Here is a 23,820-nt window from a genome sequence, read left to right on the forward strand (position 1 = left end):
CCCCTGAGCCGACCTACCCTGGGGGCATGGGACGCTCTCCATTCACTCTAGCCGCGGCAGTGACCGCCGCACTGCCCGGGGCGGAGGTCACGGGCGCCCGCGGATTGAGCGCGGATGGCGACGGTCGTTTCGACTCGGCGATCGCCTCGCTCGCCGACGGACGCGAGCTCGCGATCCGCGTCGCGGACGACGATGAGACGGCGCGCGAACTCGCCGCCGAGGCCATCGCCCTGCGAGCGCTGACGGACGGCGCGCGTGCGATGCTCCCGTTCCGCGCCCCGGCCTACATCGGCGAGACGCGTCTCGGCGAAGGCCGTGCGCTCGTGACCGAACTTCTGCCCGGATTCCAGATCGAGGCCGCCATGGTACCCGCCGGGCGTGGCGCCGCCGAGTCGATGGGCTCCTCGATCGCCGCCGTGCATGGACTTCCGACATCCGTCGTCCGCGGAGCCGGCTTGGCCACGCGCACCGCGGAGGAGAGCCGTGCGGAGCTGGAGCGCCTCGTCGACACGGCGGCGGCCACCGGTCGAGTGCCGGCACGTCTGACCGTTCGCTGGCGCGATGCCGTCGCCGATGACGACCTCTGGCGATTCGAGTCCACCGTGATCCTGGGCGGAGTCCAGGCGACCTCGTTCCTGTTCGAGGATGACCCCGACCGAGGCCCCGAGGTCATCGGGCTCGTCGGATGGCACGGTCTCTCGGTCGGCGACCCCGCCCTCGACCTGTCGTGGTTGTCGGCAGCGCCCGAGGCCGCCGATGATGTGCACGCCGCGTACGCCCGCTCGATCGACCGTGCCCCCGATGGCGGCCTCGAGGTGCGGGCCCGTCTGCTCGCGGAACTCGAGTTCGCGCGCTGGCTGGTGCACGGCGATGCGATGCATCGAACGGACATCGTCGATGACGCGGCATCTCTTCTCGAGGCTCTGGCGGAAGGTATCCGCACCGACGACCTGACCATCATCGAAGCCCACGGCTCCGGCGTCGACTCCGCCCTCGACGCCCTCGGTCGCGTACCCAAGGACACCGTCGCCGACGTGGACACGTCGATGCACACGGACGCCTACAACCCCGAAGAGCTCTGGGCGGAGACCGGAGACCACTCCGAATCCGCGACCGCGGACCCCCGGGACGACGAGACGCTCGCAGAAGACGGCCAGGACCGGCCGGACGACGGCAGCGCCAGGCGCGCCGAGATGCTCAACGTCGAGACCGAGGACCTCTCCGGTGTGGCGAGCATCTTCGCCGAATCCGGCGATGTCGCCGGAGACCGCGGCGATTCACGACCGCCCGCCCCCCGCGCACACGACGAGTACGACGATGCCGACTCGGACGAGGCTCAGCGGGCTGCGCGGGCAGCGCTCCAGCGGTGGAAGAGCTCCTCCTCGGAATAGATGCGATCGCCGCGGATGACCAGGTCGTCCGCGACGTAGTAGAGCGCCACGTCGATCTCCTCCAGCGGCACCTCGAATCGCCGGTGATACGCGAGACGGTAGAGCGCGATCTGCAGCATCCGCTCGTCGCGCTCCGCCGCCGTGCGCGGAGCCTTTCCCGTCTTCCAGTCGACGATCTCGATGCGACCGCCGCGGTCGGCGCGCCGGTACACGGCGTCGAGCTTGCAGATGACGATGTGCGCCCGTCCTTCGTCACCGCCCTCGAGTCCGGCTCCCAGAGCGAAGTCGATCTCGATCTCGACCGCGATCGGCTTCAGACCGCCCCATTCGCTGCGCTCGAAAGTCTCCTGGAGAAGGGCGAGATCGGTGGCATCGGCTGACGCCGCCGGCCCTTCGGTCGACGCCGCCTCCGGGGTCGACGGATGCTCTTCCTCGTCGATCTCCCAGAGCGCCTCGTCCACTCGGGTACCGACGCCGACGAGCTCGGACCGCTGCTCCACCCATGCGTGGAAGAGGGTGCCGAGACGGGTCTGCCGATACGGTCGCTCCGGCATGGGCCGGATGATCGACGACAGCGTGCCGGAGTAGTCGGTGACGTAGTCCTTGAACCGCGACGCGGGCACCCGCGTCGGTGCCTCGGCGTCGGTGCCGCGCTGCCGCGCCGCACGTTCGGCGAGAAGACGTGCGAGCTCCATCGATGGCGCGACGGCGGCGTCCCGAGCCGCCTCGTCGACGGCCGCTGCTGCCGCCGAGACCACGTCTCGGCGGGCGCCGAGCGGGTCGAGCGGCCAGCGCAGCGTCGAGCCGGGCCCCTCGTAGGGGTTGTCGTCCGCATCCACGGCCTCGATCGGATCGAGTCCCTTCACCTCGAGCGCCTCGGCGAGGTAGGGACTCGGCGTGCGGGGAGCCTTCTGGCCGGCCCAGTGGGCGCCGCTGAGCAGCAGATCGGTTCGCGCGCGGGTCACCGCGACATACGCGAGACGCCGCTCCTCCTGCTGCTGGTAGGCGCGGTACGCGTCCTTGAAACGCTTGAGAGCGCCGCCCTGTGGATTGGCCTTGGTCGCACCGCCGGACAGCGATGCCTGTGCGAGCTTCTGCCGCTTGTCGGGATCGACCTCATCTCCCATCGCCTCGACCGGATCCCACTCGAAGCGGGGCAGCGCGTCGCGATCGCCGCGCAGGGCGAAGGGGACCACACCGAACCCGAACCAGCCGGAGGTGTCGGAGACACGACTGGGAAGCTCGTCGGCCACGAGTCGGACCACGGCGACGGCGTCCCACTCCAGGCCCTTCGATCCGTGGATCGTGAGCAGCTGCACGATCCCGGCCTCCGGAGGCTCCGGCCTCGGCATCAGCTCGTCCGTGCTCTCGGCCTTGTCGAGCCAGGCGAGCAGACTTCCGATGCTGCCCCGCTCATCGGCGGCGAGGAACGCCCGCACCTCGTCGGCGAACGCTCGCAGCTGCGTCGCCGCGATGCGTGCAGGTCCTCTGGTCTCGTTCGCCGCCAGCTCGATGTCCAGCCGCAGTTCGAGTTCGATCAGACGGATCAACTCGGGGATCGGCTGCGAAGAGGCGCGCCGCAGCCGTTCCAGCATCTCCCCCGCCGCGCGGACGCGCGCCCGGCCGTCCGGCGTGATCGTCTCGAGCAGTCGATAGTCGTCCCGCACCGCACGCACCACGTCGACGGCGTCGACGATCGAGACCGCCTCGTCGGCACCGCGCGAGGAGCGCAGCCGCGCACGCACCTCTTCTGGCAGCGGCGCCATCGCGGTGTCGCGCTCCGAGAGTGTGCGACCGAGATCGTAGAGTGCGGCCATGTCGGCGACGCCCACCCCGAAGCGGGGTCCGGTGAGGAGGCGGATCAATGCCGACCCCGCGGTGGGATCGTGCACGACCCGGAGCGTCGAGACGACGTCGACCACCTCCGGCGTCGCGAGCAGGCCGCCGAGGCCGAGGATGCGGTGCGGGATGCCCCGCGCCGCGAGTGCGGCCGCGAACGTCTGCATGTGCCGCTTCGAGCGGAACAGGATCGCTCCAGTGTGCGGTCGCGCTCCCGGCGCCGCGCCCGAGTCGTGCGCCGCCCGTCTCTCGGCGAACCACTCCGCCACGGCTGATGCCTCGTCATCGACCGTGAACGGGTACTTCACCGTCACGGTGCCCTCGCCTGCGCCCGGGCGGGGCTCCAGGGGCGGGACGTCGAGGCCGGGCCGCTGCAGCGGCTCGAGCACCCGGTTCGCGATGCCGAGGATGCCGCGGTCGTTCCGCCAACTCGTCATCAGGCTGTATGTCTCCGCAGTACCGGCGCTCGAGAACGTCCCGGCGAAGGCGTAGAGGTTGTCGGCGCTCGCACCCCGCCAGCCGTAGATGGACTGATGCGGGTCACCGACGGCCATCACCGCGGAGTCTCGGAAGAGCTCGGCCAGGAAACGGGTCTGGATGACCGATGTGTCCTGGTACTCGTCCAGCAGCACCACACGGTGCTGCTCTCGGAGCTCGGCGCGCACATCGGGCGCGGACTCGACGATGTCGTAGGCGCCGCCCACCTGATCGGCGAAGTCCAGCACGCCCCGTCGCTCCTTCTCGACGATGTAGTCGCGGACGAGCCGCGACAGCGTCGGCAGGCTGAGCAGGTTGACCGCCGCCTTCTCGACGTCGCCGTTGCCGCGGTACGGCGCGAACGCGACCGCCTGCTCCTGCGCGATGCGCTCCGCGAGGTCGAGGTCCACCCGATGGTCGAGGGCGTCACCCGCGAGCCGCTGCACGGCGTCGATGATCGTGCCGAGAGCGAACTCGATGTTCTCCAATTCCGGGAGGTCGCTGCGGAGCACGACCTCCCGCGCGAGCATCCAGGAGGCGGCCTGGCTGAGCATCGCGACGTCCGGATCCCTCCCGATCCGTGCGGCGTGCTCGCGGACGATGCCGTCGGCGAAAGCGTTGTACGTCGAGACGCGTGGGCGGATCATCAGGTCTTCGGCCGCACGGGGAGTCGTCGGATCCCAGCCGGTGCCGTGATGCGCGGCGAGCTCGTCGAGCACGTGGGCGCGCACCAGCTCGCGTTGCCGCCCCTGCGCCGCGTCGTCCACCCGTCGCAGGGATCCGTCGGCCGCGATTCCGGCCAGGTGGGGCAGGAGACCGCGGCGTCCGTACTCGTCGATGACGGCGAGGCGATGGCTGATCCGCTCCGCGAGCTCACCGGCGGCCTTGCGCGTGAAGGTGAGACCGAGGATCTCGTCGCGCGGGACATGACCGTTCGCGACGAGCCACACCACGCGTCCCGACATCGTCTCGGTCTTGCCGCTGCCCGCGCCCGCCACGACGAGGGCCGGCTCGGGCGGAGCCTCGATCACGCGCTGCTGGGCGGGGGTCGGAGACGGCTGGCCGAGCGCGGCGGCGATGTCGGTCGCCGAGATCCCGTGGCCGCCGTTCCAGCCCGTCACGAGCTCACCGCCGGGACCGTGTGGATGCGGCACGGGTGCACGCGACGCTGGGTGTCGGCGCAGTGGGACTCGACCTGCGCGGTGAAGCTCGATGCCGACATCCCGCGCGCGGCATCCGACACCCGCCGCAGGAACGCCGAACGCGACTCGTCGTCGAGCGTGTGCTGGTGCGCGATGCGGTACTCGCTCTTCGCGAGCGTCTTGGAGACGATCACCAGCCGCGCCCCTGCCAGCGACGCCGGTGGCGCCCCCTCGACCAGGCCCTGTTGGACGGCGACCTGGTAGGCGGCCAGCTGCGCATGCTCGAGCACGCCGGAGTCCGACTCCGGGTCGTTCTTGCCGGTCTTCAGATCGACGACCACGGTCGGCCCGTCCGCGCCGCGCGGCATCCGCTCCCAGCCGCGACCCCGCGCGTGGGCGTGCTCGCCGGCGCCGGGCGGGTAACCCTCGACCCGATCGATGTATCCATGGATGATCGCCTGATTCGCGCGGTCCTCCCCCACCGGGTGCACCGTCGGCGCGGTCTCGTCGCCCGGGGATGCGACATCCACTGCGAAGCGGAACTCCATCTCGCTGCCGATCACGCGCCCGCCCTCTCGGCGGACGTCGCCGAGGTAGGTGTGCAGCCGCCCGACGAGCAGGTCCGCCCGCCTTCTCTCCTTGCGGCCGATCCACTCGGTCTCGAAGTCGAGCTCCGGCCAGTGCTCCGCGACGATCGCGCGCATCTGCTCGAGGTCGCCGTCCGGGACCCGCTCCATCGCCTCGTGGACGATCGTGCCGATACCCGCGGTCGGCGGCATCACGGTGTCGCCACCGAGGGCTGAGACCACCCAGTTGAGGCCGCACTCCTCGTACGACTCCATCTTCGACGGAGAGACCCGTGCGCCCGCGACGGCGAGATCGCGCAGCGGCGCATCGGTCGACGTCGGCGTGACTCCGTACCACTCGGCGGGATCCGCACCGGGCACGCCCTCCCGAGCGAGGACCGCGAGCTGCCCCGCCGCGGCCCGCCGCGCGGCTTCCACCGAGGCTGTGGTGAGAGTGCGCCTGTGCCGGGCGACGAGGCCGCGCAGAGTGAGCGGGTGCTCGGCGGACGCATGTCGCTCCGGCGGCTCCGGTGCAGGAAGGAAGCCGAAGAACGGGCTGGGGGTCAGGTCGTCGTCGTCCACGGCCGTGATCAGGAGTCGATCGCGCGCCCGTGACACGGCCCGGACGAAAAGCCGGAGCTCGTCGTGCAGCGCCGCCCGACGACGGTCCAGCGCTCCCGGCGGCTCGATGCGCGTTCCGGTGCGCGCAGCCTGGATCGCGTCGGCCAGACGCCACGTCTGCAGGAGCCCGCCGCGCAGGCGCACGTTCGGCCAGATGCCGTCCTGCACCCCGGCGACGACGACCGCATCGAACTCGGTCCCGAGTGCGGTCGCCGGCGTCAGCAGGGTGACCTTTCCCGGTCGGTCGGGGGTCGACAGCGAATCCTCCGGGACCTCGCTGTCGAGGATGTCGCGCACGAACGTCTCGGGCTTCTCTGTGGGTGTGCGCTCGACGAAGCGCTTGGCCGCGTCGAAGAGCGAGACCAGGGCATCGAGAGCGCGCGCGGTCTCCGCCCCGGTGGGCAGCAGGGAGATCTCGCGCCAGGCCACCTGCAGCCGTCGCCCGTCGACCGCGCGTGCCTGATCCCACACCCGCCACAGCAGGTCGTGGATCGTCTCGCCGGCGGCGGCACCGCGCGCGAGGGCCGCGATCGTCTCGGCGAAGCGCTCGGCCGTGCGCGACTCCGGCGCGTCGATGAGTGTCAGATGGGATGGATTCGCCATGGCCTGACGCAGCAGCTCCCGCGCGGGCGTCGCCCCTCCTTGCTCGAGCTCGATGTGCCGGAGTCGAGCGCGCAGACGCCGGAGCCCGATCGCATCCATTCCCCCGAACGGGGTTCGCATCGCCTCCTCGAGTGCTTCGGACGTGCGCTCGTCGACGGGGGTCAGCGCCAGGCGCACGATCCCGACGATGTCGCGCACGATCCCCTCGCTGCCGAGAGGACGCTGCACCCCGGCCGCACGGGTCGGGATCTCTCGGGCCGCGAGTTCGGTCTCGAGCGTGGTCACCTGACGGGTGTCGTGCGCGATGACCGCCATCCGGTCCCAGCGGACGCCGTCGGCGAGGTGCCATTCCCGCATCACTCCGGCGATGCGATCGAGTTCTTCGTACGGTGACGGGGCCACGAAGGTCGTGACGCCCGCCTCGACCTCCTCGGCGGTCGCCGGGACCGGGGCGCGCCGATGCTCGACCCGGCCCGAGGCTCCGATCGCCTGGGTCACCGTGCGGGTGAGCGCGGTGAGAGCCGGTCGCTGGCGATGCGTGCCGTCGAGCACATGCACGTCTCCCAGCACGCCGGCCAGTTGGGCGAACAGCTCGGGGCTGGCTCCACGGAACGATCCGGACGAGATGTCGGGATCGCCGAAGGCCAGGACGGCGATCCCCCGGCTGCGCAGCGCGGTCACCACGGCGATCCCGCCGCGGGTGAGCTCCTGGGCGTCGTCGATGAGGACGACGCGCAGCGACGCGAGCGGGCCGAGGGCCGCCGTCTCCGCCGCGTGCAGGATCGTGCTCGCCTCGCTCAGCAGATCGGCGGCGTCACGGTGGGCCGCCCGGAGCGCGTCGAGCACCGAACGGTACTCCACGAGGAACTCCGCGGCCGCCGCCCACACCTCGTTGCCCGAAGTGCGGAGCTCGCCGGGGTCGGCGCCGATCTCGGTGCACTCGGCGAGGAATGCCCTCAGCTCGGAACGGAAGCCCTTCGACGCGCGCACCGAGGTGCTGAGCGCATCCGGCCACGGGATCCGGCCGTCCTCGGCATCGCCGGCGAGGAGCTCGGCGATGATCCGGTCCTGGTCGGCGCCGGTGAGCAGCGCAGGTGGTTCCGCGCCCTCGCGCACCATCGCCCCGCGCACGAGCTGGAACGCGAAGGAGCCGAGGGACCGCGCCAGCGGTCCCGGGGTCGCCTGACCGATCCGCACGCCGATCCGATCACGCAACGCCGTCGCCGCCTGGCGGTTCGGAGTGAGCGCGAGCACCTGTTCCGGACGCATCCCCTCCGTGTCGAGCAGATGCACGACCCGATCGATGAGGGTGCGGGTCTTCCCCGTTCCCGGGGCACCGATGATGACGCCGGATGCCGTCGGCTCCGCGGCGATCACAGCGCGCTGAGCGGTGTCCGGTGTCATGTCCTCCACGCTATCCGGACACGCGGACATCGTCGTGCGCCCGCGCACCTCCCGCCTGCGTCGCCACCGGGGCATGCGCCTGTGCGCTCACGGCGAAACCGGCTGCCGCGGCCGATCCCGCCCGCCGCGTGCGGGGTAGAGTTGGCGCAGTCCCCGAACTTCAAGGAGCACGCGTGGAAATCCGCATCGGCATCATCAACACCGGCCGTGAACTCAGCTTCGACACCGGCGCGAGCGCGGAAGAGGTCCGCACCCAGGTCGCCGCGGCACTCGAGCAGAGCGCGTCGCACGTGAGCTTCGCCGACGTGAAGGGCAACTCCTACATCGTCCCGACCGCGAACCTCGCCTACATCGAGCTCGGCACCGAGGAATCGCGTCGCGTCGGCTTCGTCGCCTGAGCCGACGATGTACATCCTCCTCGCACTCATCGGTGCGTGCGCTCTGGGCATCGCCGTTCACTTCCTGATCGCCGATCGCGAGCTGCGCGGCGTCGCGCTCGCGCCGGCCATCGCGACCGCCGTCTCGGCGATCGCGTACACGGGCCTGCAGTGGGCGGGCGTCGGCGAGGACAGCATCTGGCTGTGGCTCGCGAGTGTCCTCGGAGCCGCCGTCGTCGCGGCGCTCGCCACCATGGCCGTCACCGGCCTGCGCAAGCGCTCCGATGCCGAGAGCAGGGCCGCGCTGGGCATCTGAACGCGCCCACCGCCTGAGGCAGCGCTTCCTAGGAGGCGAGTCCCATCGCGTCCATCCGCCGTGCGTGAGCGCCCATGAGTTCGGTGTACACCGGCTCGATGCGCTCGTCGTCCACGGCGAGGCGCTCCGGCCGCAGTGCGGAGCGGCAGACGAGGATCGTATCGCCGACGAGTCGGCGAGCCCACATCGACAGCAGCGACCGCCATTCCTCGTCGCTCTCGATCGTCTCCTGCACGATCGCGACGATCTCGTGGCGAGCGTCGTCTTCGCGGAGGATCTCCGCGACCCGACGCCCGGTGTCGCCGTAGCTGGAAGCCAGCGCCAGGTAGAAGTCGTCGAGCATGCCGGCGGTGATGTACACGGCGAGCAGCGTCTCCCGCGGTCGCGCGCCGATCGTCTTCCGACGGAACGCATCGAGGTTCTCGCGGAACGGCAGCATCAGCTGCGTCGGGTCGTCACCGCGCTCGGCGATGAGGTCGACGATCCCGCGGTGCTTGGTCAGGGCCGCCCCGGCCGCACGCGACAGCGACTCCTTCTCCGACAGCGCCGTCGTCGCGCGGATGAGGCGCGTGAGGGTCTCGAAGTAGCCGAGCTGCAGATATGCCGCCTGCCCGAGGAACCGATTGACCTCGGGGGCGAGCTCGGCGAAGTCGATGCGCGTCGCATCGCTCTGATCCCCCCTGCTGCGCAGGGCGAGAGTCCGTCGGGGCGCATCGTCGCGCTGCCAGAACCACTTAACCACCAGGTCGTCCTCCCGAGATCACCACGTCGTTCACAATACTCGTGCGCAGCCGCCCTTCCTGGTCGGCGGCACCCCTCGGGTAGGCTGGGCGTGTCCCCGCCGTCGGAGCGGGGCCCCGCGCCTGTGGCACAAGAGACGGCGTGGATCCGTTTACGAGGCGATCCCGCAGGGTCGCCGGACAGGCAATCTGAATAAAGTGACAACTTTCGCCGATCTCGGCATCGATCAGGACATCGTCGACGCGCTCGCCGCCAAGGGCATCGTCGACGCATTCCCGATCCAGGAGCAGACCATCCCCCTCGGCCTCCCTGGCCAGGACATCATCGGCCAGGCGAAGACCGGAACGGGAAAGACCTTCGGCTTCGGCATCCCCGTCGTCCAGCGCCTCGGCAAGGACCCGGCGCACGGCGTCAAGGCGCTCATCGTCGTGCCGACCCGCGAGCTCGCGGTGCAGGTCTACGAAGACATCGACCTACTCACCAGCAACCGCTCCACCAGCGTCGTCGCGATCTACGGCGGCAAGGCCTACGAGGGTCAGATCGACCAGCTCAAGGCCGGCGCGCAGATCGTCGTCGGGACGCCCGGCCGCCTGATCGACCTCGCCGGGCAGCGCCTGCTCGACCTCTCCAACGCGACCGAGGTCGTGCTCGACGAGGCCGACAAGATGCTCGACCTCGGCTTCCTCGCCGACATCGAGAAGATCTTCCAGAAGGTCCCCGCGGTCCGCCACACGCAGCTGTTCTCGGCCACCATGCCCGGCCCGATCGTCGCCCTGGCGCGTCGCTTCATGTCGAACCCGATCCACATCCGCGCGAACGACCCCGACGAGGGGCTCACGCAGGCGAACATCAAGCACCTCGTGTACCGGGCGCACTCGATGGACAAGGACGAGGTGATCGCCCGCATCCTGCAGGCCGAGGGCCGCGGCAAGACCGTGATCTTCACGCGCACCAAGCGTGCGGCGCAGCGACTCGTCGACGAGCTGGGCGACCGCGGCTTCAACGTCGGCGGCGTGCACGGCGACATGGGCCAGGATCAGCGCGAGCGCTCGATGGCCGCGTTCAAGGCCGGCAAGCGCGATGTCCTGGTGGCGACCGACGTGGCCGCCCGAGGGATCGACGTCGACGACGTCACCCACGTCATCAACCACACGATCCCCGACGAGGACAAGACGTATCTGCACCGCGCGGGTCGTACCGGCCGCGCGGGCAAGACCGGCATCGCGGTCACGTTCGTCGACTGGGAAGACCTGCACAAGTGGGCGCTCATCAACCGCGCCCTCGAGTTCGGCCAGCCGGAGCCCGTCGAGACGTACTCGTCGAGCCCGCACCTGTACGAGGACCTCGACATCCCTCAGGGCACGAAGGGCCGCCTGGTGTCGGCCCCGAAGACCGAGTCGGTGAAGACCGAGCGCACCCGTCGACCCGAGCGCGCGGCGGATGCCGCCGCCGAGGGCACCGACGAGAGCGGCACCCGTCGTCGCCGTCGCCGCCGCAACAGCAACACCCCTGTCGGATCGACCTTCACCGAGGGTGCTTCGGAGGCGGCGTCCGGCGAGGGCCAGTCCGCTCCCGCGGCCGACCGCAGCGCCGAAGGTGCCGGCACGCACGACGGCGCCGGTAAGGAGCACCACGACGGCAAGCCTGCTCCGGCGCGTCGCCGTCGCCGTCGTCGCGGCGGCTCCGGTGCCGGAGCAGCTCCCGTCACCGGGGCCTGACTTCCACGACCGAGGGCGCGTGCTGCGGAGAATGATCCGCGGCACGCGCCCTTCGTCGTCGGCGCCGTGCCGTCGGTGAGGCGCGACGCGGTACGGGACCTCATCCCGCTCCGGTCCGCGCCCCAGGAACCGCCCGGATGCCGGACATGCCGTCCGCGGACTCCCGCAGCAGCGATGCCGGGACCCGCGGCGGATACACCCAGGCGACCAGCACGACCGAGATGATCATCAGCAGGAACCACGAGCTCAACTTGCTGAGGGAGACCGGCTGCCAGCCCTCCGCCTGATCGGGATAGGCCCATGCGCCCGCCCACGTGCCGATGTTCTCCGCGAGGTAGATGAACACCGCCACTCCGGCGAACACCGCCAGCAACGGCAGTCTGATGGTCCGGCGCCAGACACGCGCGTGCATCACCGTCGGCAGCCACAGCAGCACGACGCCGGCCAGCAGCACCCAGCGGGCATCCCACCACCAGTGGTGCGCGAAGAAGTTGAGATAGATCGCCCCTGCGAGGATCGCCGTCATCCAGCGCCGCGGGTACCTCGTGAAGCCGAGGTCGAACAGCCGGTAGACCCGGACCATGTACGAGCCGACGGCCGCGTACATGAAGCCGCTGAAGAGCGGCACTCCCCCGATCCGCAGAATTCCGTCCGCCGCGTACGCCCACGAGCCGACGTCGGTCTTGAACAGCTCCATCACCGTGCCGGTGATGTGGAAGAGGACGATGACCCACAGCTCGCGTCCGCTCTCGAGCCGGAACGCGAGCATCGCGATCTGGATGAGCACGGCGGTGATCGTGAGCGCGTCGTTGCGGGCGAGTGCCGCATCGTCCGGGTACCAGAGGCGCGCCGCGACGATCACCACCAGCAGTGCCGCCCCGAAGATGCACGCCCACGCCTGCTTGAGGACGAACACCGTGACCTCGATCAGGCCGGCACGGATGCCGTTCGCCGGAGCGCCGAGGAGGAGGCGATGCGCCCACGCGTCGACGCGGCGCTCCAGAGAAGTCGCTCGCTGCATGCCTCGGACGGTATCGGTCCCGATCGACAGCTCGCCGGGAGGTGACCGACAGAATGCCGAGGATCAGGGAAAACGCGGGGCCGTGCCGGTTCCGCGTGCTATGAGCCTGGCCACCATGTCCTCCGACGTCGTGTTCTCGCCGGGGAGGTTGGGTTTCCCGGTGCCGTGGTAGTCGCTCGATCCGGTGATGATGAGGTCGTGCTTCGCGGCGATCTCGCGCAGCATCCTCTTGCCCGTCTCCGTGTTCTCACGATGGTCGATCTCGAAGCCGCCGAGGCCAGCCGCGATCAGTCGCTCGATGAAGGAAACGGGCATCATGCGGTCGCGCCCCGTCGTGACGGGGTGGGCGATGACCGCGACTCCTCCGGCCTCGGTGATCAACCGCACCGCTGTCAGCGGATCCGGTGCGTAGTGCGGCTCGTAATACCCCTCGCGTGGATGCAGGATGCCGTCGAACGCCTCGGTCCGATCCCGCACGATGCCCCGCGCGACGAGGGCGTCGGCGATGTGGGGGCGCCCGACGGTCGCATCGAGCGTCGTCTGCGCGACGACATCGTCCCACTGCAGGTCGTAGTCGCGTCCGATGTTGCGGACGATCCGCTCCGCGCGGCCGATCCGGTCACCGCGGATGCGATCGGTCTCGGCGCGCAGGGCCGCGTCCGCGGGATCGAAGAGATAGCCGAGCACATGCACACTGCGCCACTCGTGCTTCGCCGACAGCTCCATCCCCGGGAGGAAGGTCATCCCGCGGGCGACGGCCGCATCCCCGGCTTCGCCCCACCCCGTGGAGCGGTCGTGATCGGTGAGGGCGAGCGTGCGCACCCCGTGCGCATGCGCCTGGGCGACCACCTCGGCGGGCGACTCCGTGCCATCGGAATGGTTGGAGTGCAGGTGCAGGTCGGCGGGACCGGCGAACCCGTGGGACGAAGTGGCCATCCTCCGAGCGTACCGAGCACCACCCGGCCCGGACGCGCAGGCGCACGGAAGCGGATGTCGGGGCAGGGACTTCACAGGCGGCGCTTCTAGGCTGGAGGGGATGTTTCGACTCCTGGGGATCCTCTTCACCGTGCTGCTCGCGATCGCGACCGCGATCGTGGTGTGGCCGCAGTTCTTCCGTCTGGAGCAGACGTACCCGTTCGCCCAGCTCGTGTCGGCGCGCGGGCTCGTGCTCGGCGGCTTCCTCGTCGTCGCGGTGCTCGCGCTGCTGCTGCTGTTCGCCCGTCCGCTGCGGGGGTTCGCCGCCTCCATCCTGATCGTGGCGCTGCTCGGCGCCGGGGCGACCGGTCTGATCGGAGCCACTCGGGGTTTCGGAGAATCCGCGCTTCCCGACCGGACCGAGAGCAGCCTCCGGGTGCTCACCTGGAACACGGCGGGCGAAGCGGTTCCCGCCGAGGTGATCGCGCAGCAGATCCTCGATCAGGGCGCCGATGTCGTGGCACTGCCCGAGACCACCGAGGCCGTCGGTGAGCGCATCGCGATCATGCTGCGCGAGCAGGGGCATCCGATGTGGGTGCACCATGTGCAGTTCCGTCCCGACGTGGAGGACGGCCCCCAGTCCTGGCAGACCACGGTGCTGGTCGCCCCGGACCTCGGCGAGTACTCGGTGATCGAGTCGGCCAAGGACGGGACGAGCAACACCGGCTCGGTGCCCAGCGTCGTGCTCATGCCGATCGACGGCTCCGGCCCCACGATCGTCGCCGTGCACGCGGTCGCCCCGCGCATGGAGGAGATGCAGCAGTGGCGGAGCGACCTGCAGTGGATCGCCGACCAGTGTCCGGAGGGCGATTTCCTCCTGGCCGGAGACTTCAACGCGACGATCGACCACATGGCCTCTCTCGGCGTGGAAGGCGGCGACATCGGCTATTGCCGTGACGTCGCCTCTCGGACCGGCAACGGACTCACCGGCACCTGGCCGAGCTCACTCCCCGCGCTGGCCGGCGCCCCGATCGACCACGTCATGGCGTCGCAGAACTGGAAGCCGACGGGCTCGGTCGTGCTGGATGACGCCGGGGGAAGCGACCATCGCGCACTGATCGTGCAGCTCGAGCCGGTCGGCTGAAACTCCCGTACCGATCCTCCAGATGACAGACTGGAGGGATGAGCACAGGAGAGCGCGACACGATCGCAGAGCCCACCGTCGAAGCGGCTGTCGAGAACGGCACGACGAACCGCAAGCAGCCCTTCCCCCAGGGCTTCCTCGACACCATCTCCACGGGCTGGGCCGAACGTCCCGAGACGCTTCCCGCTCCCCGCGCACAGGCGGCCTACGCCGCCGTCCGACGGGCCGCCGTCTCCGCGGCGTTCCCGGGCAAGCGTCTCGTGATCCCGGCCGGCTCGCTCAAGCAGCGCAGCAACGACACCGACTACGTCTTCCGCGCGCACTCCGCCTTCGCGCACCTCACCGGGTGGGCGTCGGATGCCGAGCCCGACTCGGTGCTCGTCTTCGCGCCGACCGACGCAGGGCATGACGTCACACTGTTCTTCCGTGAGCGCGCCGACCGCACGACCACCGAGTTCTACGCCGACGCCACGATCGGCGAGTTCTGGATCGGCCCGCGTCCGTCTCTCGCGGGTGTCGCCGCCGACCTCGAGATCGCGACGGCGCACCTGCACGAGCTCGGGGCCGTCGAGGGCGAGCTGGTGCTCGACGAAGACGACGCTCTCACCCGCTTCGTCTCGGAACTGCGCCTCATCAAGGACGAGTTCGAGATCGCCGAGATGCGTCGTGCCGTCGAGATCACGGCGAACGGCTTCGACGACATCATCCGCGAGTTGCCGGCAGCGACCGCCCACGCCCGCGGCGAGCGCGTGGTGGAGGGTGTCTTCCACCGTCGCGCACGCGAGGACGGCAACGGCGAGGGCTACGACACGATCGCCGCCTCCGGCCCGCACGCCTGCTATCTGCACTGGACGCGCAACGACGGCACCGTCGTCCCCGGCGACCTGATCCTGGTGGATGCCGGTGTCGAGGCCGACAGCCTGTACACCGCCGACATCACCCGCACGCTTCCTGTCTCGGGCACCTTCACCGACGTGCAGCGTCGGGTCTACGAGACCGTGCGCGAGGCTGCAGACGCCGCGTTCGCGGCAGCGCGGGTGGGCGTGCGCTTCCGCGACGTGCACGGAGCCGCGATGAAGGTCATCGCCGAGCGCACGGCCGAATGGGGCCTCCTGCCGGTCTCCGCCGAGGAGGCCCTGGATGCCGACAAGGGCGGCCAGCACCGCCGCTACATGGTGCACGGGACCTCGCATCACCTCGGCATCGACGTGCACGACTGCGCGCAGGCCCGTCGAGAGATGTACTACGACGGCATCCTCGCACCAGGCATGGTCTTCACGATCGAGCCGGGACTCTATTTCCAGATCGACGATCTCACCGTGCCGGCGGAGCTCCGCGGGATCGGCGTGCGCATCGAGGACGACATCCTGATGACGGAGGACGGCCCGGTCAACCTGTCGGCGGACATTCCGCGCACGGCCGACGAAGTCGAGGCCTGGATCGCCCGCCTGCAGGGCTGACGATGATGTTCGGGTTCGTCAACTTCTTCGTCCTCATCCTGATCTACGGTGTCGCCGCGCTCCTCCTCGGGGCCGTGATCTACTTCGCCGTGCTGCTCGCCCTCAAGTCGCACACCCGGTGGGTCGACCAGGGGAAGTCCGGACGATCGCGGCCGTTCTGACGCATGCACGACGCCGAGATCACGGTCGACGACGCGCTCGCGCGGGTGTTGATCGCCGAATCCTTCCCTGAGCTCGAGGAGCGGGAGCTGCGCCGCGTGAGCACCACCGGCACGGTGAACTCGATCATCCGCGTCGGCGACGACCTCGTCGCCCGATTCCCCTTCTTCCCCGTCACCCCGGCGGAGCTGGCGGCGGAAGCCGAGGCGATGACAGCCCTGGCGGCATCCTGTCCGTTCCCGGCGCCGCTGTCGTACGGGATCGCCGCCGGCGGAGCCGCGTTCCCGTCGGCCTGGTCCGTGCAGACCTGGATTCCCGGCAGGACAGCGCACTTCGACGAGCATTCGACCTCCCTGTCGCTGGCGCAGGACCTGGCGATGCTGATCCGAGCGCTGCGTGCGGTCGACCCGGCCGGGCGGGTCTTCGACGGTCGGGGACGCGGAGGCGACCTCGCCGATCACGACGAGTGGGTCACGGAGTGCATAGAGCGAAGCCGCCATCTGGTGGATGCCCCACGCGTGGCGGGACTCTGGGCGCAGTTGCGTGCGCTTCCTCCCGCAGGGCCGGTGGTGATGAGCCACCGTGACCTCACGCCGTTCAATCTGCTCGTCGGCGACGGCGACGGCGTGACCCGACTCACCGGCGTCCTCGACGGCGGTGGCTTCGGACCGGCGGACAGGGCGCTCGACCTCGTCGCGGCCTGGCACCTGTTCGACGCTCCCGCCCGTCAGGTGCTTCGCGACGGTGTCGGCGCCGGTGACGTCGAGTGGTCGCGGGGAGCGGCGTGGGCGTTCCAGCAGGCGATCGGTCTCGGCTGGTACTACGAGGAGTCGAATCCCCCGATGAGCATGCTGGGCGTGTCGACCGTGCGTCGGCTGCTCGCCGATCCGGGGCTGGCCGCCCTGCTCTAGCGACGGACGAAGTCGGCGACGATCGGCGCGAGGGAGGCACCGATCTCTGCGACGGGGCGCTTGCGGCCCTTCACCTCGAAGGTGTGACCGCCGCCCTCGACCCATTCGACCCGCGCATCCTGGCACGACGCCACCGCCTCCTCGAACTGCGAGATCGGCTGGATGAACGGATCGTTCGTCCCCTCGACGAACAGCTGCGGGACGCGGATCGCCGGCAGATGCTCGACGCGGGGCTTCTCCGGCCTGCCGGGAGGATGCAGCGGATAACCCAGATAGACGAGGCCGTCGACCACGAGACCGTCCGCGACCGCCATCGATCCCATCCGTCCGCCGTACGACTTGCCGGTCGCCCACACGCGGGCCGCGGCGTCCTGCTCGCGCGCGAACGCCACGACGGCGTTCCAGGTGATGATCGCGTGGGCTGCCGGCCCCGGCATCCTCCGCCCCTGCTCGACGTAGGGGAAGTTGAACCGCAGGGTGGAGAAGCCGAGTCCACCGAGAGCATCCGTGAAGCCGGTGAGGAACGGGTGGTCCTTTCCGGTGCCCGCACCGTGCGCGACGATCACCGTCGTGCCGTTGCGGCCGGGTGACCAGTCTGCCGAGACCGCGGTGGGGCCGGTCGGCAGTCCGACCTGGATCTCGACCATCAGTCGATCGACGAGGGGACGACGATCATGCGCGCCCGCCCGCGATACCTTCGTCGCCGGGAGCGGCATCCGGTACGGCAGGGGTCTCCGGTGACGGCGCGCTCGGGACCTCCGTCGTGGCACCGGGCTCCGTCGCGGCACCGGGCTCCGTCGTCGCACCGGGCTCCGTCGCGGCACCGGGCTCCGGAGTCGCACCACCCTCGGGCTCCGGAACGGGATCGGCCGGCCTCGGCGGGATCACCGGCTCCGCGGGCTCGGGCGCCGGCGCACCGGGGGCGATCCGCTCACCGTACCGCGGCGGCTCGTCGAGGTTCACCGGGGGCCGCACGGGCGCGACACGAGCCGCGCCGAGCACCTGACGGGCCTTGGCGAGCGATGCCGCCTGCACCGTGACCTCGTAGTGGTCTGCGGCGAACTGCGTGACGCTCGCGAAGTCGCGACGACGACGCACGATCGCGTAGGTGACGAGGCTCAGGATCATGCCGACGGCGACACCGATGAAGACGAAGCCCACGAACAGCTGGATGGGCACCTCGGGATTGCCGAGCACGAGGATCGCGCCGAGGAACAGGCCGATCAGCACCCCGTTGATCGCGCCGGAGCGTGCCGCGGACGCGTAGCCCAGCTTGCCGGTCACGCGTTCGACCGTGCGGACGCTCTGCCCGACGATGGCGATGTCGCGCGCCGGCACCTCCCCGGCGATCAGCTTCGACACCGTCTTCTGCGCGCTCTCGTAGTCGCGCATCGAGGCGACGATCTCGCCGGTGTCCGTGCCGTTCGCGGGGCGGTTCAGCATGCTCATCCGGCTATTCTTCCACGCGCACCGATGGACCGCCTGAGGCGCGACCATCCCGCCGTCGGTCGGAGGCGGCGACTACTCTGGAGAAGTGAGCACACAACGGGTTTTCGCCGCGCGCCTGGCCGGGTGCGCCGTCTTCGATCCCGTCGGCGACCGGCTCGGCAAGGTCCGGGATGTCGTCGTCGTGTATCGAAGTACCGCGGCGCCCCGCGTGATCGGTCTCGTCGTGGAGATCCCGGGGCGACGACATGTGTTCCTCTCGATCGGACGCGTCACCTCCATCCGCTCCGGTCAGGTCATCACCACGGGCCTGATCAACGTGCGGCGTTTCTCCCCGCGTGCCGGTGAGGTGCGCGTGCTCGCCGAGATGCTCGGACGACGCGTGAGCTTCGCCGACGGCAGCGGCACCGCCGTCATCGAAGACGTCGCGATCGAACCGAACCGGCTGGGCGAGTGGGCGATCAGCCAGTTGTTCCTGCGCCGCCCCAAGACCAGCGCCTCCCCGTTCGCGAAGGGGCCAACGACCTTCGCCGCCTGGAGCGAGGTCGCCGAGCAGCGCGCACCGGGCGAGTCCCAGTCGGCGGAGCAGCTCGTCGCCTCCTACTCCGAGCTGCACGCCGCCGATCTCGCCAACACGCTGCTCGATCTTCCGCAGCAGCGCATGATCGAAGTCGCCGAGGAGCTGTCGGACGATCGTCTCGCCGACGCCCTCGAGGAGATGCCCGAGGACGAGCAGGTGCACATCCTCGACCGCCTCGGCGACGAGCGCGCAGCCGACATCCTCGATCAGATGGAGCCGGACGACGCGGCCGACCTGCTCGCCCAGCTGCCCCCGAACCGTCTGGAGCAGCTCCTCGAGCTGATGGAGCCGGAGGAGGCCGAAGACGTCAGGATGCTGCTGCGCTACGGACCGGACACCGCCGGCGGTCTGATGACGCCGGAGCCGATCATCCTCTCCGCCGATGCGACCGTCGCCGAGGCGCTGGCGCTGATCCGTCGGCACGAGCTGCATCCGGCGCTGGCCGCCGCGGTCTTCGTCACCCTCCCGCCGTTCGAGACGCCGACGGGACGCCTGCTCGGCCTCGTGCACTTCCAGCGGATGCTGCGCTACCCGCCGCACGAGCGACTCGGAGCGATCCTCGACGACAGCCTCGAGCCGGTTCCCGTCACCGCGTCCGCCGCCGAGGTCGCACGACTCCTGGCGAGCTACGACCTGGTGTCCCTCCCGGTGATCGATGCGGCCCACCGCCTCGTCGGAGCGATCAGCATCGACGACGTGCTCGACTACCTCCTGCCCGACGACTGGCGCTCGCACGACAGCGACGACACGGCATCACCGGCGAAGGAGGTGCGCTGATGCCCCGCTCGCCGCGCCTCGACGCACCAGGCCGCACCACGACTCGGCCCAGGGCGACCTCCCGTGACCGCTTCGGGCGCTTCACGGAGTGGGTGGCTCGCGCCATGGGAACCCCCGCGTTCCTGGTGATCCTCAGCCTCTTCTGCGTGGTCTGGATCGTCTGGAACACCCTGATGCCCGACGAGCTCCGCTTCGATGACGCCGCCCTCGGCTTCACGGCGCTGACGCTCATGCTCTCGCTGCAGGCCTCCTACGCCGCACCGCTCATCCTGCTCGCGCAGAACCGCCAGGACGATCGCGACCGGGTGCAGATCGAGCAGGACCGGCAACGGGCCGAGCGCAACCTCGCCGACACCGAGTACCTCGCCCGGGAGATCGTGGCTCTGCGGATGTCGCTCGAGGAGCGCAACTCGCAGGCCGTGACCCGCGATGTGCTGCGGCAGGAGCTGAAGGCCCTCCTCGCAGAGCTCGAGGAATCGCCGGACAGGTCGCGACCGGACGCCGCATCGTGACGGTCGAAGCCGACCGCGTCCGATCCGCTGTCTCGGCGGTGACCGACCCCGAGCTGCGTCGCCCCATCGGCGACCTCGACATGGTCCGCGAGATCAGCGTCGAGGGAGACCGGGCGCGGGTCGGCATCGTCCTGACGATCGTCGGCTGCCCCGCGGCGGCCCGCATCGAGTCGGACGTGCGGAATGCCGCGGCCGCCGTCACCGGCATCGCCTCCGTCGAGGTCGAGGTCGGGGTGATGACTCCGACGGAGCGCAAGGCCCTCACGGAGAAGCTCCGGGCAGGGCGACCGGCACGGCACATGCCGTTCGGACCCGACTCCCTCACCCGCGTGATCCTCGTCTCGAGCGGCAAGGGCGGCGTCGGCAAATCGACGGTCACCGCCAACCTCGCCGTCGCCCTCGCCGATCAGGGGCTCTCGGTCGGACTCGTCGACGCCGACGTGCACGGATTCTCGATCCCCGGGCTCCTGGGCATCCCGGCCGGCACACAGCCGACCCGCATCGACGACCTGATGCTGCCCCCGGTGGCACACGGGGTGAAGACGATCTCGATCGGGATGTTCCTCCGCGACGGCGAGTCCGTCGTGGCATGGCGCGGCCCTATGCTGCACCGCACGGTGTCGCAGTTCCTCACCGACGTGTTCTTCGGAGACCTCGATGTGCTCCTCATCGACATGCCCCCGGGAACCGGCGACATCGCGATCTCGATCGGCCAGCTCCTCCCGCACGCCGAGGTCCTCGTCGTGACCACCCCGCAGACCGCCGCGGCGGAGGTCGCGATCCGCAGCGGACTCGTCGCCAGGCAGACCGGGCAGCGGGTGATCGGCGTCGTCGAGAACATGGCGGCGTACACGCTCCCCGATGGCACGGTCATCGATCTCTTCGGCTCCGGCGGAGGAGCGGCGGTCGCCGAGGCGCTTTCCGCACCGGGGGCCACGGTACCGCTGCTGGCTTCGATCCCCCTGAGCCCGGCGCTCCGCGAGGGGGGCGACGCCGGCACCCCCATCGTATCCGGCGAGACGACGGACGCCGCGGCGGTGACCATCCGCGACCTCGCCCGCACCCTGGCACAGCAGGGCCGAGGGCTCTCCGGGAGATCGCTGCCGATGTCGATCGGCTGAACGCGCATGGGACAATGGTGCGGTGCCCCCACGATCCCTGACCGTCGATGAGAGTCTGCTGCGTCGGATGGCGCGGGACGCGGCGATCTACTCCCTGACCCGGCCGTTCGCCATCGTCATGTGGGTGGCGCTCGCCGGCGCCCTGGTCCTCAGCATCCTGAACCTGAACGCGCCCCTCGCCCCGGGCCAGGAACCGCCGTTCGGCGCGGGGTGGATGCCGCCGGTCATCATCGGCCTCGGCTTCTACGCGGTCCTGATGTCGGTGTCGACCGCTCGACGCGCTGTCCGCATCGCCATGCCCGTCGAGACCGTGGTCTGGGTCTCCCTCGAGGACGACGCGCTGAAGATGGGGAGCGGACGACGCCGCTCCGACATCGCCTACGACACCTTCCAGCATCTGCGCGTCGGCAGGGATGCGGTGCTGCTCAAGCTGCGCGATGCATCGGTCGCGACCGCGATCCCCCGCGCCCTGCTCACCGACGAGGACATCGCGACGCTCCGCTCCCGGATCGCCTAGACCTCGAGGGACGAGGTCCACGGCGCGTCGGCGTCGCCGGCGCGCCGTGCTCGCCGTCGTCTGGACACCAGGCGCCGGATGCCGATGACACCGGGCACCAGCACCACGATCAGCGGGCAGAACACCGCACCGACGGCGAGGAGGGTGCCGACGGCGAAGTCGCTCGCCCCGTTGCGACCGAGACCGATGGAACCCGTGCCGAACACGTCCCCGGCGAGGAGGAACTCTCCGTCGTACGTGTCGAGTGCATCGGTGCACGTCACCGTGTGGAGGCCGGCCTCGACCGACGTGAACTGCGCGCGCTGCTCGAACCCGTGCCTCGGCGTCATCCACCAGAGAGTGTCGTCCCAGGAGAGCGATGGCCCTCCGCGCTGCGGCAGCTCGATGTCATCGGGCCCGATGACCGCGCACTCCATGGTCCCGAGCATCGCGGAGATCCCTCCGCCCCACACACCGATCCGCTCCCCCGCGCCGAGGTCGATCTCCGCCGTCCGCCCGAGCGGCTGTGGATCGGCCTGCGCCACGGACGCCGAGACGGGCAGCACCCACAGGGTCCAGATCAGGATGCCCGCGCAGGCGCAGAGCGCGGAGAACCAGAAGGCTGCGGCGTCGCGATCGGCGAGGCGATCCCGCGTCACGTCGCTTCGAGGTCGAACGGCGGCCGGTTGGTGGCGCTGAACTCCTGCGGAACAGCGCGGGGGGCGATCGGCTCGGCGATCGTCTCGCGTGCCTGCGTCGGGGTGGCGGGCTGCGGTTCCTCCATCAGAGCATCGCGGATGATCCGCCGCGGATCGTACTGACGCGGGTCGAGCTTGCGCCAGTCGACGTCGTCGATCTCCGGGCCCATCTCCTCGCGCATGCGCGATTTGGTCGCCCGGAGGTACTCCCCCGCCTTCCGAACCACGCGGGAAAAGCTCTCCGCGGCCCGCGGCAGACGTTCCGGACCGATGATGAGGACCGCGATGAGGCCGATCAGCAGCAGCTTCTCGAAGGTGAGCCCGAACGTCATCTGTACAGGCTACCGCCGCGCCTGCGGTCCCTGCGCACGGCAAGCGAATACGCTGGAGGGAATCACAGGCAGGCAGGGAGAACAGGCTATGAGCGAGAACGACGCGAACGCGCGTTTCCTTCGCGAGTCCATCGTGGAGCCGGACTCCATCACCCGCGCCCGCGCGCACGCCGTCGAGTTGGGCGCGATGCCGATCAGTTCCGCCGTGGGCTCGCAGATCGCGGTGCTCGCCGCCGCGACCGGTGCACGCTCGATCGTCGAGATCGGGACCGGGGCCGGCGTCTCCGGCCTCTGGCTGCTGCGCGGCGCGCCACAGGCCGTGCTCACGTCGATCGACAACGAGCCCGAGCATCTCGCCGCGGCGCGACAGGCGTTCTCCGATGCGAAGGTGCCGTCCACGAGGGCGCGATTCATCACGGGGCGTGCCATCGACGTGCTTCCGCGCATGAACGAGGCCTCCTACGACATCGTGCTCGTGGATGCCGACCCGGAGCACGTGATCGAATACGTCGAGCACGGGCTGCGTCTCGCCCGCACCGGCGGGTTGGTGCTCGTGCCCCGCGTTCTCGCCGGTGGCCGCGTCGCCGACCCGGTGCAGCGCGACGAGATCACCGCCGCCTACCGCTCGCTCGTGCAGGAGACGCAGGAATCGTCCGCCGTCCTGGCGACCGTCTCCCCCGCCGGTGAAGGCCTGCTGCAGCTGATCAGTCTCGCCGAGCGCGACTGACCGAAGCCGAAGAAAGGGCGGTGGATCCGAAGATCCACCGCCCTTTCGGATCCGCCGAAGCGAACCCCAGATCGATCAGGCCGGTGCCACGACGGCGGCGAGCACGTCGTGAAGTTCCTTGGCCTCTGCGTCGTTCACGGAGACGACCAGGCGGCCGCCGCCTTCGAGCGGAACGCGCACGATGATGAGTCGTCCTTCTTTCACGGCCTCCATAGGCCCGTCTCCGGTCCTCGGCTTCATCGCTGCCATCGTGGCTCCCTTTCCTCCGGTGGTATGGAATGAGTTTATCGGGTGACACCGGGACGTGCAGGTCACGGAGCAACAAT

Annotated in this window: 23 protein-coding genes; 13 read left to right on the plus strand and 10 right to left on the minus strand. The window is 70.2% G+C overall.

From position 1 onward, the window contains the following. The first annotated feature begins 26 nt into the window (after positions 1-26). Entirely contained in the window at positions 27-1,391 is a 1,365-nt protein-coding gene (locus CQ042_RS09515; protein WP_258132188.1) for a phosphotransferase, read from the plus strand. On the opposite strand, the gene CQ042_RS09520 is transcribed toward CQ042_RS09515, so the two are convergent. Beyond that, entirely contained in the window at positions 1,337-4,861 is a 3,525-nt protein-coding gene (locus CQ042_RS09520; protein ID WP_258132189.1) for an ATP-dependent DNA helicase, read from the minus strand. The two genes, CQ042_RS09515 and CQ042_RS09520, sit on opposite strands and share 55 nt — an antisense overlap. Further along, positions 4,825-8,043: an ATP-dependent DNA helicase gene (locus CQ042_RS09525; RefSeq protein ID WP_105670242.1), complete on the minus strand. Its 3,219-nt coding sequence runs from the start codon at positions 8,041-8,043 to the stop codon at positions 4,825-4,827. Before CQ042_RS09525 ends, CQ042_RS09520 begins: the two co-directional genes overlap by 37 nt. 173 nt (positions 8,044-8,216) lie before the next feature. Here CQ042_RS09525 and CQ042_RS09530 point away from each other — a divergent pair, with 173 nt between their 5' ends. Both CQ042_RS09530 and CQ042_RS09535 read left to right on the plus strand, forming a co-directional pair. After that, the gene (locus CQ042_RS09530; protein WP_017828623.1) at positions 8,217-8,441 is read left to right on the plus strand and encodes a DUF3107 domain-containing protein; all 225 of its coding nucleotides are present in this window, start codon (positions 8,217-8,219) and stop codon (positions 8,439-8,441) included. A 7-nt stretch (positions 8,442-8,448) separates the two neighbouring features. After that, positions 8,449-8,736 (plus strand): hypothetical protein, encoded by a 288-nt coding sequence (locus CQ042_RS09535; protein WP_105670243.1) that lies wholly within the window; start codon positions 8,449-8,451, stop codon positions 8,734-8,736. 28 nt (positions 8,737-8,764) lie between these two features. Here the strand turns inward: CQ042_RS09535 and CQ042_RS09540 are convergent, their stop codons facing one another. Further along, positions 8,765-9,478, minus strand: coding sequence for a ferritin-like fold-containing protein (locus tag CQ042_RS09540; protein ID WP_105670244.1), 714 nt, complete (start codon positions 9,476-9,478; stop codon positions 8,765-8,767). A 196-nt stretch (positions 9,479-9,674) separates the two neighbouring features. Here CQ042_RS09540 and CQ042_RS09545 point away from each other — a divergent pair, with 196 nt between their 5' ends. Then, on the plus strand, positions 9,675-11,195 hold the full coding sequence (locus CQ042_RS09545; protein WP_105670245.1) for a DEAD/DEAH box helicase: 1,521 nt from the start codon (positions 9,675-9,677) through the stop codon (positions 11,193-11,195). 100 nt (positions 11,196-11,295) lie between these two features. Here CQ042_RS09545 and CQ042_RS09550 read toward each other — a convergent pair whose 3' ends face one another. Together CQ042_RS09550 and CQ042_RS09555 are read right to left on the minus strand one after the other, a co-directional pair. Next, positions 11,296-12,216 (minus strand): DUF817 domain-containing protein, encoded by a 921-nt coding sequence (locus tag CQ042_RS09550; protein WP_258132192.1) that lies wholly within the window; start codon positions 12,214-12,216, stop codon positions 11,296-11,298. A gap of 63 nt (positions 12,217-12,279) precedes the next feature. Beyond that, positions 12,280-13,152, minus strand: a complete 873-nt coding sequence (locus CQ042_RS09555) for a PHP domain-containing protein (protein WP_105670246.1) — start codon at positions 13,150-13,152, stop codon at positions 12,280-12,282. A gap of 100 nt (positions 13,153-13,252) precedes the next feature. Between CQ042_RS09555 and CQ042_RS09560 the strand changes: the two genes are divergently transcribed. The 4 genes from CQ042_RS09560 to CQ042_RS09570 are packed head-to-tail and all read left to right on the plus strand — an operon-like array spanning position 13,253 to position 16,805. Continuing rightward, complete coding sequence (locus CQ042_RS09560; protein WP_105670247.1) at positions 13,253-14,275, plus strand: endonuclease/exonuclease/phosphatase family protein; 1,023 nt, start codon at positions 13,253-13,255, stop codon at positions 14,273-14,275. A 38-nt stretch (positions 14,276-14,313) separates the two neighbouring features. Continuing rightward, positions 14,314-15,735: an aminopeptidase P family protein gene (locus CQ042_RS09565; RefSeq protein ID WP_105670248.1), complete on the plus strand. Its 1,422-nt coding sequence runs from the start codon at positions 14,314-14,316 to the stop codon at positions 15,733-15,735. 2 nt (positions 15,736-15,737) lie between these two features. After that, positions 15,738-15,896, plus strand: coding sequence for a hypothetical protein (locus CQ042_RS20430; RefSeq protein ID WP_181157516.1), 159 nt, complete (start codon positions 15,738-15,740; stop codon positions 15,894-15,896). Between the two features lie 3 nt (positions 15,897-15,899). Further along, complete coding sequence (locus CQ042_RS09570) at positions 15,900-16,805, plus strand: phosphotransferase (protein WP_105670249.1); 906 nt, start codon at positions 15,900-15,902, stop codon at positions 16,803-16,805. On the opposite strand, the gene CQ042_RS09575 is transcribed toward CQ042_RS09570, so the two are convergent. Further along, positions 16,802-17,452: an alpha/beta family hydrolase gene (locus CQ042_RS09575; RefSeq protein ID WP_105670324.1), complete on the minus strand. Its 651-nt coding sequence runs from the start codon at positions 17,450-17,452 to the stop codon at positions 16,802-16,804. The two genes, CQ042_RS09570 and CQ042_RS09575, sit on opposite strands and share 4 nt — an antisense overlap. Before the next feature lie 25 nt (positions 17,453-17,477). Further along, positions 17,478-18,254 (minus strand): general stress protein, encoded by a 777-nt coding sequence (locus CQ042_RS09580; protein WP_105670250.1) that lies wholly within the window; start codon positions 18,252-18,254, stop codon positions 17,478-17,480. A gap of 85 nt (positions 18,255-18,339) precedes the next feature. Between CQ042_RS09580 and CQ042_RS09585 the strand changes: the two genes are divergently transcribed. From CQ042_RS09585 to CQ042_RS09600, 4 genes are read left to right on the plus strand one after another with little or no spacing between them, the layout of a single operon-like run. Continuing rightward, positions 18,340-19,608 carry a magnesium transporter MgtE N-terminal domain-containing protein gene (locus CQ042_RS09585; protein ID WP_105670251.1) on the plus strand — a complete coding sequence of 423 codons (1,269 nt, stop codon included), beginning with the start codon at positions 18,340-18,342 and terminating at the stop codon, positions 19,606-19,608. Further along, entirely contained in the window at positions 19,608-20,120 is a 513-nt protein-coding gene (locus CQ042_RS09590; protein ID WP_105670252.1) for a DUF1003 domain-containing protein, read from the plus strand. The genes CQ042_RS09585 and CQ042_RS09590 overlap by 1 nt, the downstream gene beginning before the upstream one ends. Further along, complete coding sequence (locus tag CQ042_RS09595; RefSeq protein ID WP_181157517.1) at positions 20,117-21,241, plus strand: Mrp/NBP35 family ATP-binding protein; 1,125 nt, start codon at positions 20,117-20,119, stop codon at positions 21,239-21,241. Before CQ042_RS09590 ends, CQ042_RS09595 begins: the two co-directional genes overlap by 4 nt. 22 nt (positions 21,242-21,263) lie before the next feature. Beyond that, positions 21,264-21,758 (plus strand): YcxB family protein, encoded by a 495-nt coding sequence (locus CQ042_RS09600; RefSeq protein WP_105670254.1) that lies wholly within the window; start codon positions 21,264-21,266, stop codon positions 21,756-21,758. Here the strand turns inward: CQ042_RS09600 and CQ042_RS09605 are convergent. Further along, positions 21,755-22,396: a hypothetical protein gene (locus CQ042_RS09605; RefSeq protein ID WP_105670255.1), complete on the minus strand. Its 642-nt coding sequence runs from the start codon at positions 22,394-22,396 to the stop codon at positions 21,755-21,757. The genes CQ042_RS09600 and CQ042_RS09605 overlap by 4 nt on opposite strands. Continuing rightward, the gene (locus tag CQ042_RS09610) at positions 22,393-22,767 is read right to left on the minus strand and encodes a twin-arginine translocase TatA/TatE family subunit (RefSeq protein ID WP_105670256.1); all 375 of its coding nucleotides are present in this window, start codon (positions 22,765-22,767) and stop codon (positions 22,393-22,395) included. Before CQ042_RS09610 ends, CQ042_RS09605 begins: the two co-directional genes overlap by 4 nt. A gap of 88 nt (positions 22,768-22,855) precedes the next feature. On the opposite strand from CQ042_RS09610, the gene CQ042_RS09615 reads away from it, so the two are divergent. Continuing rightward, positions 22,856-23,494, plus strand: coding sequence for an O-methyltransferase (locus CQ042_RS09615; RefSeq protein ID WP_105670257.1), 639 nt, complete (start codon positions 22,856-22,858; stop codon positions 23,492-23,494). Between the two features lie 75 nt (positions 23,495-23,569). Here the strand turns inward: CQ042_RS09615 and CQ042_RS09620 are convergent, their stop codons facing one another. Continuing rightward, entirely contained in the window at positions 23,570-23,743 is a 174-nt protein-coding gene (locus tag CQ042_RS09620; RefSeq protein WP_017203323.1) for a DUF3117 domain-containing protein, read from the minus strand. Between the last annotated feature and the right edge of the window lie 77 nt (positions 23,744-23,820).

Source organism: Microbacterium sp. MYb62 (genome assembly GCF_002979475.1).
In the GTDB taxonomy this organism is placed as follows: Bacteria; Actinomycetota; Actinomycetes; order Actinomycetales; family Microbacteriaceae; genus Microbacterium.